This window comes from Streptococcus oralis subsp. dentisani (assembly GCF_003944205.1).
In the GTDB taxonomy this organism is placed as follows: domain Bacteria; phylum Bacillota; class Bacilli; order Lactobacillales; family Streptococcaceae; genus Streptococcus; species Streptococcus oralis_BH.
The window spans coordinates 53,831-65,208 of record NZ_RJPH01000008.1 but is presented as its reverse complement, the minus strand read 5'-3'; the positions used below and the strand labels follow the sequence as shown (position 1 = coordinate 65,208).

Below are 11,378 nucleotides of genomic sequence, written 5' to 3'. Positions count from 1 at the left end.
CAAGTGCTTTTTCTTGAAATATGATAAAATATAACGGATAATGCATTGAACTAGGGAAGTAAAAATGACAAGTAAAGAAAATGTAGAACGCAAGGAGTTGCATCGTAAAATTTGGGCGATTGCTGATGATGTGCGTGGGGCTGTAGACGGTTGGGATTTTAAACAGTACATTCTGGGAATTCTGTTCTATCGTTTTATTTCTGCACACATGGCTGACTATTTTGACCATACAGAACATGAGGCTGGGGATTTGGAATTTCGCTATGCTGACTTGAGTGACCAAGAGGCTGAGCAAGATTTCAAACCAGGTACAGTTGAGGCTAAAGGATTCTTTATTCTTCCTAGCCAATTGTTTGAAAATGTTGTCAAGGATGCTTCACAAAATGAAAATTTAAACGAAGACTTGGCCAATATCTTTCAGGCTATTGAGAAGTCAGCGATTGGCTTCAAATCAGAGGACGATATCAAAGGCTTGTTTGATAACTTAGATACACGAAGTAACATCCTTGGTGGAAGTGTTCCAGAAAAAAATAAACGCCTATCTGATATCCTCAATGGTATCAATAGCATTAACTTTGGCAACTTTCAGGACAATGATATTGATGCTTTTGGGGATGCTTATGAGTTCTTGATTTCCAACTATGCTAGTAATGCAGGAAAAAGCGGGGGTGAATTTTTCACACCTCAGACAGTTTCTAAACTACTAGCTCGACTAGTCATGGTCGGCAAGGATAAGATTAACAAGGTCTATGACCCAACTTGTGGGTCGGGTTCACTCTTGTTACAGATGAAAAAACAATATGAAGAACATATTCTAGAGGATGGTTTCTTTGGTCAAGAAATCAACATGACCAACTATAACTTGGCTCGTATGAATATGTTCTTGCACAATATCAACTACAATAACTTTGACATTAAGCGAGGAGACACCCTTTTAAATCCTCAGCATTTAGAAGAAAAGCCATTTGATGCTATCGTTTCTAACCCTCCGTATTCTGTCAAATGGGTGGGAGATGGAGACCCAACGCTGATAAACGATGACCGTTTTGCGCCAGCTGGTAAGTTAGCACCCAAGTCAAAAGCTGACTTTGCCTTTATCATGCATAGTCTCAACCACTTGTCCAATAAAGGTCGGGCAGCTATTGTTTGCTTCCCAGGAATTTTCTATCGTGGAGGAGCTGAAAAGACCATTCGTCAGTATCTTGTAGATAACAACTTTGTTGAAGCTGTTATTGCCCTTCCAGACAATCTCTTCTTTGGAACTTCTATTGCGACCACGATCTTAGTTCTGGCGAAGAATAAACTTGAAAATAAAACCCTCTTTATTGATGCGAGTAGAGAATTCAAAAAAGAAACCAATAACAATATTTTGACAGATAGTAATATTGAGCATATTGTTGAATTGTTCACTAATTATCAAAGTGTGGATTATAAAGCAGCTCTTGTTGATAATGAAGTGATTGGCTCAGAGCAAGACTACAATCTATCTGTCTCAACCTATGTCGAACAAGAAGATACACGTGAAAAAATTGATATTTATGTGCTCAATAAAGAAATCGCTGAGACTGTTGCCAAGATTGACCACTTGCGTGCAGAGATAGATAAGATTGTCGAGGAACTTAGCTATGGCAAATGGTGTGATTCTCTATAGAACTGATGACGGGGAGTCCGCTATTGAACTTCGTCTGGATAATGGAACGGTCTGGCTGACCCAACAAGAACTAGCTGAACTCTTTCAGACCTCCAAGCAAAACATTAGTAAACATATAAAGGCGATCTTTGAAGACGGTGAACTGGATGAAGCAGTGGTTGTCAACTATCAGTTGACAACCACTCGTCACGGTGCAATAGCTGGTAAAACTCAGTCAAAAAAGTCACCGACTATAATCTTGATATGATTTTGGTTATTGGTTATCGTATATACTATATTGAAAATAATTTCAAAAAAGCAAAAAATCCTTGAATTATCTGTTAAAAACGGTATAATAGAGTTAATAGGACCGCCCACCTCTCTTTGATGTGACAAGGCGGACATTTTTTTATACGGAAGTTATTATGAAAATTAAAGAATTTAAAACTTGGGATGAGCAGGTGGCCAAATTAATTGAGCACGGATGTAAAGATATCAAATCAAATGAGTATGCGATTGATATTTTACAAAAGGTTAATTATTATCGGCTAACTGCTTATTTTTTACCTTTTCGTGATAAAGAGACGCAGAAATATGATTCCAGCAAGGTTTCTTTGGAGAAAATTTATGGAATTGCTTGTTTTGATGCAGAGTTACGTTTGCTTATTTTCAAGTATTTAGAGGACATTGAGTTGTATTTTAGAACTCAAGTTGCCTATCATCATGGGAATAAATATGGAGCTTTAGCTTATAAAGAAGCGACTACTTTTAATAAATTTCATAAACATAATGAATTTTTAGGAAATATTGAAAACGAGTTGAAGCATAGGAAGAAAAGTCCGATTTATAAGCATCATCAGCGAAAATATGATGGAGAGTTTCCTATTTGGGTTTTAGTAGAATTTTTTTCTTTTGGAATGACTTCGAAATTTTTTGCAGATTCTCCGATAGATATCCAGCAAGATATTGCTAAAAATGTTTGTATAAAGTCCACTCAAGTTAGAACCTATCTAGAAGTTGCAGTAGTTTTAAGAAATTACTGTGCCCACTATAATCGATTATATTATACAAGCTTCACAAAGATACCTAGTCAACTCCCTACTTTTATGAACGAAAATAGTAAATTAAAAAATAGACTAATGGCACAACTTTATGCAGTTAAAAGCTTATACCCTGATAAGAAAAAATGGAACGAAGGATTTCTAGGGGAATTGTCAGCACTCATTAAACGCTATCAAGCAGTGATTCATCTGCATCATATTGGATTTGTCGATGAGTGGGAAGAAGTACTGAAGAAATGAGGAACTATAATATGAACATCCTAGAAGAAATCCAAAACTGTCCTGTTGAGTGGAAAGAGTTGGGGGAAGTGGCATTTTTAAAACGTGGGAAAACAATTACCTATAAAACAGCTACTGATGGACCTTATCCAGTTATTTCTGGAGGTCAGAAACCTGCATACTTTCATGGAGAATTTAACAGAGAAGGTGAAACAATAACTGTTGCAGGTAGTGGAGCATATGCAGGTTTTGTGATGTATTGGAAAGAACCTATCTTTGTATCAGATGCTTTTTCTATTAAACCATTTGAGGAAATGTTAAGTACGAAGTATTTATATCATTGTCTTCTTGAAAAACAAGAAATTATTTTTAGTTTGAAAAAAGGTTCAGGTGTGCCGCATGTATATCCTAAGGACGTTTCAAAACTCCTAATTCCAATCCCTCCTCTAGAAATTCAAGAAAAGATCGTGCAAAAACTTGACAAAATGACTGAGTATGTTACAGAATTGACCTCAGAATTGATCTCACGTAAAAAGCAATATTCTTTTTATAGAGATAAACTGTTATCATTTGATGATGAGGTTTATCAGGTTGAGTGGAAGACACTCCTAGAGGTTTCTAAGAAGATAACATCAGGAGGCACACCAGATAGATCAAATAGTTTATATTATGGAGGTTCAATTCCTTGGCTTAGAACTCAAGAGGTAGATTTTCGGGAGATTTATGATACAGAATTAGGCATAACGGAAGAAGGATTAGCGAATTCATCAGCTAAATGGATTGAAAAAAATGCGGTTATAGTGGCTATGTACGGAGCAACTGCTGCGAAAGTGGGTATTGCCAAAATTCCATTAACAACAAATCAAGCATGCTGTAACATTGAGATAGATGAAGATATAGCAAATTATCGTTATGTTTACTATTGGTTGACTTATAATTATGAGACCTTGAAATCAATGGGACAAGGATCGCAATCAAATATTAATGCTGGGATAATAAAATCCTTCAAAATCCCAGTACCATCTCTTGAAATCCAGTCTCGTATTGTTCAAGTTCTAGACAACTTTGATACAGTATGTAACGACTTAAATATTGGACTGCCCAAGGAGATTACACTACGCCAAAAACAGTACGAATATTTTAGAGAAAAACTCTTGACATTCGTAGCCGAAGGCGAGTACACTGAGAGTAGAGTAGAGGAGTGGGACAACTCCGCTATTATCAAGCTTTTAAAATGGGTATTTGGTCCAATTCGAGTGAAGGTGGGACAAGTCGTCAATTTGCAACGTGGGAAACGTCTTGTTAGAAATCAGCTAACTACTTCAGGAAGTTTTCCAGTTTATCAAAACAGTTTGACGCCCTTAGGATATTATACCGAATCAAACAGAGTGAAAAATACTAGCTTTGTAATTTGTGCAGGAGCAGCTGGTGAAATTGGGTATAGCGATACGGATTTTTGGGCGGCAGATGATGTCTACACATTAGAGACGTCAGATAATATTTCTGATAAATTTATGTACTATGTCTTGTTAAGTAAGCAAGATAGACTCAAATCACAAGTTCGAAAGGCTAGTATTCCTAGATTATCTAAGGATGCTATTGATAAAGTAACGTTCTACTTACCATCCCTTACTGAACAAAAAAGAATTGTCTCCATTCTTGACAATTTTAACACCCTGACCAACTCTCTTTCTGAAGGTCTTCCAAAAGAAATCGAACTAAGACAGAAACAGTATGAATACTGGAGAGAACAATTATTAAACTTGACTAGATAAATTTTTTAATCATTTTGAGATAGAATCTCAATTAAAACAAAAAAAGGAAGCATGCAATGGTTGATTATTCAAAAGTACATGAAGCAATTGCGGAAACAAATGAAGGGATTCTCTTAGCGGAGTATCAACCAGAGTACCGCACGGATAGAGAGTATCAGTCAGAAGCTGACCTAGAAAATCAGTTGATTTCTGATTTGGTAAATCACCTCAACTACGAACGTTTAGATATTCACACACCTACTGAACTCTTAGCAAATGCGAAGCTTCAGATTGAAAAGCTAAATAAGGTGGCCTTTACAGATGCTGAATGGAATCGCTTTGTAGTAGAATATCTGGATTGTCCCAATGAAGGATTGGTTGAAAAAACACGAAAAATCCAAGAAAATCATATCTACGACTTTGTATTTGATGATGGACGGATTAAAAATATTTTCATCCTTGATAAGAAAAACATTCACAATAACAGTATGCAGGTCATCAATCAAGTGACTCAGGTGGGGAGCCATGCCAACCGTTATGATGTGACCATCCTAGTAAACGGCCTTCCCTTAGTTCAGATTGAATTAAAGAGACGAGGGGTTAGTCTTAAAGAAGCTTTTGAACAAATCCATAGATATAGTAAGGAAAGTTTCAATAGTGAAAATTCTTTATACAAATATATTCAGATTTTTGTCATTTCTAATGGCACTTATACACGCTACTTTGCAAATACGACAGCTCAAAATAAAAATCATTATGAGTTCACCTGTGAATGGGCAGACCGTAAAAATAAAACAATTCATGACCTTGAAGACTTTACCGTTACCTTTTTGAGCAAACGAGTTCTTTTAGAAGTTTTAACCAAGTATTGTGTTTTTGACTCTGATAATACCTTGCTCATCATGCGTCCTTATCAGATAGCGGCTACTGAGAGTATTATACGCAAGATTCATTCATCTAACGAGATGAAGAATTTTGGCACTATCAATGCCTGTGGTTATATCTGGCATACGACGGGGTCTGGGAAAACCTTGACCAGCTTTAAAACAGCTCGTTTGGCGACAGAGTTGGACTATATTGATAAAGTGATTTTTGTGGTGGATAGAAAAGACTTAGACTATCAAACTATGAAGGAATATCAAAAATTTCAACCAAATTCAGTCAATGGTAGCAATAATACAAAAGAACTCCAACGCAGTATTGAAAAAGAAGACGACCGTATTGTTGTTACAACCATTCAAAAGTTAAATAAGTTTATCACTGCAAATCCAAATCATGAAATCTATGGTAAAAAATATGTTTTAATTTTTGATGAATGTCACCGCTCCCAGTTTGGGAAGGCTCAAAAGCGTATTAAGAAGGCCTTTAAACAGTATGCTCTATTTGGTTTTACAGGGACACCGATTTTTCCAGAAAATAGCTTAACGGGAGAGACAACGCAAGAGGTTTTTGGCGAACAACTTCATAACTACGTTATCACAGATGCTATTCGAGATAAAAAAGTGTTGAAGTTTAAAGTTGATTACAACTATATCAAGCCTGAAATCAATAAGTATAGAGAAGCTGAAAAAGCAGTTGGTCAAGAGATTGATGAGAAGAAACTCAAAAAGATGGAGAAGGAACTCCTTTTGCATCCAGAACGGATAGCAACCATCACAGAGTACCTGTTGAGAGTTTATAATGACAAAACGCATCGAAATCAACACTATACTCATAAGCAAAAACAACTGTTTGGATTTAATGCTATGTTGACTGTACAAAGTATTGAAGCTGCTAAACTATACTACGACGAACTTCAGCGACAACAGGTAGCTCTACCAGAAGCTAAGCGTTTGAAAGTTGCAACCATTTTTAGCTTTGCACCTAACGAAGAACAGTCTGCTTATGGGGAAATTCAAGACGAGGAGCTAAACCCTCAAGATACAGCCATGCCTCTTTCATCTAAAGAGTTTCTTGCTAAGGCAATCTACGACTATAATCAAATGTTCAAGACCAACTTTTCGACAGATGGCAAAGAGTTTCAAAATTACTATCGTGACCTTTCTAAACGAGTTAAGTCCAAGGAAGTGGATTTACTGATTGTAGTGGGGATGTTCTTGACAGGATTTGATGCTCCGACCATGAATACTCTCTTTGTCGATAAAAACCTTCGTTATCATGGATTGATTCAGGCATTCTCGAGAACCAATCGAATTTTTAATAGGGTTAAACCTTTTGGAAATATTGTTTGTTTCCGTGATTTAGAAAAGGCTACGCAAGAAGCTATTAAGACTTTTGGGGACACCAATAAGCTTGAAATCATCTTAGAAAAAAGTTTTAGCGAATACATGGATGGTTTCGTGGATCAGGTAACGGGTATCGAGGTCAAAGGATACACTGCAGTTTGTCAGGAAATTCTGGAAAGATTCCCGAATCCGCAAGAGATTGAAACAGAGCACGATAAAAAAGAGTTTGTTAAGTTATTTGGTGAGTTATTGAAGCTTGATAATGTTCTTCGAAATTATGACGAATTCCAAGAAATCGACAAACCTATTTCAGAAGGCTATCTTCAGGATTTAAGAAGTGCTTATGTGGAAATTCGAGATGAATTTTTGAATCTTAAAAACTATGAAAAAACTAAGGATTTGGATGTTGATCTTTCAGATGTTGAATTTGAAATCGAACTCTTAAAAACAGATGAGATTAATCTGGATTATATCCTTGCATTGATTGTTGAAAAATCGAAGAATTCTGAGTCTAAAGAAGTAATGAAAGCAGAAGTTAGTCGTGTGATTCGTTCTAGTATTGATATTCGTGCCAAAGAAGAGTTGGTTATTGGATTTATCAATGACACCGATTTGCAAAAATTGAAAGACCATGATGGGATTGTCAATGCTTTCTACGAATATGGCAAGGAGCGCAAGAAAATTGCGATTCACGACCTAGCTGAGGCTGAGAAACTTGTAGCTGATTATCAATTGTTCATCGACAAATCAATTCAACGAGGTTATGCTGAAAATAGTGGGACCGATTTGGATTCGATTATTCCACCAACTTCTCGTAGACAGGGAGCGCGTGAACGGAAAAAGCAAGAAGTTTTACGTAAGATTCAATTGTTAGTAGAGACTTATTCAGGTATTTGATGATTTCTAAATCAAGGCTTATTAGAAAAATCAGGAACTACAAAAAACACTCATAATTCGCTCACTATTCGCTCATTTTTAAATTACAACTTTGTTTCCATATTTCCTGGAAACGGATAGAAAACAAGGAGAAACATGGAACAAACTAACCAAAAATCCCAGTGCCAGCAACTCTGGGCTAGAAACAAATACCTCGTTTTGAGCCATTCCAGCAATATTTACAATGAGATTCGCCAATACTTGAAGAATGAACAGGTGGAGCTGAGTCATGTTCAAGAACTGATCGACCGTGCCTGTCAAATCCCTGAGCATAGAGGTCAGGTTTGCAATGCCTTTCAGCATATTTGGGGCTATTTCAAAAAGAAAGTGACAGATGCCGAGCGTAAGGACTATATGCTCTTACTGGATCGCTACCGCTTTGGTCAGGCTTCCAAGGAAGACTTGATCGCTAAAACTCGAGACTTGCTTGACCGCTATCCCAACACCTACTTGCAACATTCTACTTTACTGAAAGGAGACACCCATGAGACTTTGGCATGAGGCTTTGATTTCAAAACTTCCCCGTCCTCAACTTTTGGGGCAACATCGAGAGTGTTGCGCCCTGCGTGGCAATGGCTGGGGCAGAAAGCATGCGACGGTGGACTATGTCTTTACCCACTCGCCTTATCGTCTCTATGCCTATCATCGCTTGATCATGGAGGAGATGGCTGGCCGTGGCTACAATGTCAGTCCAGAGTGGCTGGACAAGAACTACCGTGGCAAGACCTGTCCTCCTTATGAAGACTTACCTGAGGAAGAGTTGGGCAATCCTATCTATAGTGAGCATGACGCAGGATACTATGAGGAGTGCCTGGCTAATCTCCGAGAGAAAGGTATTGAGCTGGAGTAAGAGTCAGGATTAGCTCCACATTATAACTCTTCTCGTAATTTTTTCGAATAATAAAGATGAGACCTTTAGAATTTTCTGAAGGTTTTCTTTTTCAGGGAAATATCAGAATTACAAAAGAAAACCAACCTATAGTCTTTTCTAATAGCATGCCATAGTCACTTATAAGAATCGTCAATAGCTCGTTTGAGCATTCCAACTAAAATACAGCCATAAAACAAGCAATATAAAGGATTTGAGACGCTGGTCTCAAGTCTTTTTCTTTTGTTCAAAAGAGTGATATAGTTTCAAACTATATCAAAGCCTAATTATTTACAATTATACAGACAGTTTCTTTTCTGTTAAGATAGTTTCAATAACAAATTTTGGAGGACAAAACATGTCAACTACAATTATCGGTTTCCCTCGTTTGGGCGAATTCCGCGAATTAAAATTTACAACTGAAAAATACTTTAGAAAAGAAATCTCAGAAGAAGAACTCCTAGCAGCAGCAAAAGAATTGCGCGCGAAACACTGGAACATTGTCAAAGAAAAAGGCATCACTGAAATCCCATCAAATGACTTTTCTCACTATGACAACTTCCTAGATGCGGCTTTCCTTTTCAATGTGGTGCCTGCTTCCGTTCAAAACTTGGACTTGTCTGACCTTGAGCGTTACTTTGCTTTGGGTCGTGGTTACCAAGGAGAAAAAGGGGATGTTCGTGCCCTTCCGATGAAGAAATGGTTCAACACCAACTACCACTACATCGTGCCTAAATTTGAAAAAGACACTCAAGTCAAACTTGCAGGTCACAAGATCTTTGACGAATTCCAAGAAGCCAAAGAACTTGGTCTCAACACTCGTCCAGTCCTTGTAGGTCCGTTCACTTTCCTTCAATTGTCAGACTTTGAAGAAGGCGTGAAAGCAGAAGACTTCGTAGACAGCTTAGTGGCTGCTTACCAAGAAGTTTTTGCTAAATTGGTGGAACTTAGTGCGACTCGCATCCAACTCGACGAAGCGGCTCTTGTCAAAGATTTGACAGCTGAAGAAAAAGCTCTCTTCTTGAACCTCTACAACAAACTTTTGGCTGACAAAAAAGGTCTTGAAGTCTTGCTTCAAACTTACTTCGGTGACGTTCGTGACGTCTACACTGACCTTGTGAACTTGCCAGTAGATGCCATCGGTTTGGACTTCGTTGAAGGTAAGAAAACTCTTGAACTTGTTAAAGGTGGTTTCCCAGCTGACAAGACTCTCTATGCAGGTATCGTCAATGGTAAAAACATCTGGCGCAACAACTATGAAAAGAGCTTAGCTATTCTTGAGCAAATTCCAGCTGAAAACATTGTCTTGACAAGCTCATGCTCACTTCTTCATGTGCCATTTACAACTGCTAACGAAGAATTTGAACCAGCAATCTTGAACCACTTTGCCTTTGCAGTTGAAAAATTGGAAGAACTTCGTGACTTGGATGCTATCCGCAATGGTCAAGGTGCAGAAGCTCTTGCAGCTAACAAAGAACTCTTTGCGACTGAGCGTGTGGGTGAAAATGCAGAACTTCGTGCGCGTATCGCTGGATTGACAGACGCAGACTACACTCGTTTGCCAGCCTTTGCTGAACGTGAAGCTATCCAAGAAGAAGCCTTTAAACTTCCAGCCCTTCCAACAACAACCATCGGTTCATTCCCTCAAACTAAGGAAGTCCGCGCCAAACGTTTGGCTTACCGTAAGGGTGAATTGTCACAAGAAGAGTACGACGCTTTCCTTGCTGAAACCATCGACGAATGGATCACATGGCAAGAAGAAGTTGGATTTGACGTGCTGGTACACGGTGAATTCGAGCGTAATGACATGGTTGAGTACTTCGGTCAAAACTTGTCAGGTTACCTCTTCTCTAAGAATGGTTGGGTACAATCATACGGTATGCGTGGGGTGAAACCACCAATCATCTGGGGTGATGTCACTCGTCTTAACCCTATCACTGTCAAATGGTCTAGCTACGCACAAAGCCGTACAGACAAACCTGTTAAAGGTATGTTGACTGGACCTGTTACTATCCTTAACTGGTCGTTCCCACGTGAAGACATCTCTATCAAGGACTCAACTCTTCAAATCGCTCTTGCCATTAAGGATGAAGTGCTTGACCTTGAAGCTGCTGGTGTGAAAATCATCCAAATCGACGAGGCTGCTCTCCGTGAGAAATTGCCACTCCGTCGTAGCGACTGGTATGAAGACTACCTTGACTGGGCTATTCCAGCCTTCCGCTTGGTACACTCTACAGTAGCGCCAGACACTCAAATCCACACTCACATGTGTTACTCAGAATTTACAGATATCATCCCAGCTATCGACAACATGGACGCGGACGTTATTTCCTTTGAAGCAAGCCGTTCAAACCTTGAAATCTTGGACGAACTCAAAGCGAAAAACTTCCAAACAGAAGTGGGACCTGGGGTTTACGATATCCATTCACCTCGTGTGCCAAATGAAGGCGAAATCGACCACACAATTGATGCTATTCTTGCCAAAGTTCCAAGCAAGAAAGTTTGGATCAACCCTGACTGTGGTTTGAAAACACGTGGTATTCCAGAAACAAAAGAAAGCTTGATCCGCCTTGTCGAGGCAGCAAAAGCTGCGCGTGAGAAATTATAAGATAAGATTTCTCTTGTGACACTGACTGATCAAGGAACTGCTTGGCCTAGCTGGCTCAGCAATCATGAAATCAAAAA

Annotated in this window: 7 protein-coding genes and 1 pseudogene; all 8 read left to right on the top strand. The window is 38.5% G+C overall.

What is annotated here, in order from left to right:
- Positions 1-64 precede the first annotated feature (64 nt).
- The 8 genes and pseudogenes from D8805_RS06695 (at position 65) to metE (ending at position 11,301) form a co-directional block, all read left to right on the top strand.
- Complete coding sequence (locus tag D8805_RS06695; protein WP_125416367.1) at positions 65-1,651, top strand: type I restriction-modification system subunit M; 1,587 nt, start codon at positions 65-67, stop codon at positions 1,649-1,651.
- Positions 1,626-1,921: pseudogene (locus tag D8805_RS06690) on the top strand (cell filamentation protein Fic); the annotation flags it as partial. The gene D8805_RS06695 and the pseudogene D8805_RS06690, both read left to right, overlap by 26 nt.
- 134 nt (positions 1,922-2,055) lie before the next feature.
- Positions 2,056-2,931, top strand: a complete 876-nt coding sequence (locus tag D8805_RS06685) for an Abi family protein (protein WP_084946401.1) — start codon at positions 2,056-2,058, stop codon at positions 2,929-2,931.
- Between the two features lie 11 nt (positions 2,932-2,942).
- Positions 2,943-4,685, top strand: a complete 1,743-nt coding sequence (locus tag D8805_RS06680; protein ID WP_125416365.1) for a restriction endonuclease subunit S — start codon at positions 2,943-2,945, stop codon at positions 4,683-4,685.
- Between the two features lie 56 nt (positions 4,686-4,741).
- On the top strand, positions 4,742-7,786 hold the full coding sequence (locus D8805_RS06675; RefSeq protein ID WP_125416363.1) for a type I restriction endonuclease subunit R: 3,045 nt from the start codon (positions 4,742-4,744) through the stop codon (positions 7,784-7,786).
- A 135-nt stretch (positions 7,787-7,921) separates the two neighbouring features.
- Positions 7,922-8,326: a YbgA family protein gene (locus D8805_RS06670; RefSeq protein ID WP_125416361.1), complete on the top strand. Its 405-nt coding sequence runs from the start codon at positions 7,922-7,924 to the stop codon at positions 8,324-8,326.
- On the top strand, positions 8,310-8,675 hold the full coding sequence (locus tag D8805_RS06665; protein WP_125416359.1) for a TIGR02328 family protein: 366 nt from the start codon (positions 8,310-8,312) through the stop codon (positions 8,673-8,675). The genes D8805_RS06670 and D8805_RS06665 overlap by 17 nt, the downstream gene beginning before the upstream one ends.
- A gap of 376 nt (positions 8,676-9,051) precedes the next feature.
- Positions 9,052-11,301, top strand: a complete 2,250-nt coding sequence (metE, locus tag D8805_RS06660; protein ID WP_125416357.1) for a 5-methyltetrahydropteroyltriglutamate--homocysteine S-methyltransferase — start codon at positions 9,052-9,054, stop codon at positions 11,299-11,301.
- Positions 11,302-11,378 lie beyond the last annotated feature (77 nt).

Coding starts and splice junctions, on each gene's coding strand:
- D8805_RS06685 (WP_084946401.1), top strand. CDS start 2,056: ATGAAAATTAAAGAATTTAAAACTTGGGATGAGCAGGTGGCCAAATTA.
- D8805_RS06680 (WP_125416365.1), top strand. CDS start 2,943: ATGAACATCCTAGAAGAAATCCAAAACTGTCCTGTTGAGTGGAAAGAG.
- D8805_RS06675 (WP_125416363.1), top strand. CDS start 4,742: ATGGTTGATTATTCAAAAGTACATGAAGCAATTGCGGAAACAAATGAA.
- D8805_RS06665 (WP_125416359.1), top strand. CDS start 8,310: ATGAGACTTTGGCATGAGGCTTTGATTTCAAAACTTCCCCGTCCTCAA.
- D8805_RS06695 (WP_125416367.1), top strand. CDS start 65: ATGACAAGTAAAGAAAATGTAGAACGCAAGGAGTTGCATCGTAAAATT.
- metE (WP_125416357.1), top strand. CDS start 9,052: ATGTCAACTACAATTATCGGTTTCCCTCGTTTGGGCGAATTCCGCGAA.
- D8805_RS06670 (WP_125416361.1), top strand. CDS start 7,922: ATGGAACAAACTAACCAAAAATCCCAGTGCCAGCAACTCTGGGCTAGA.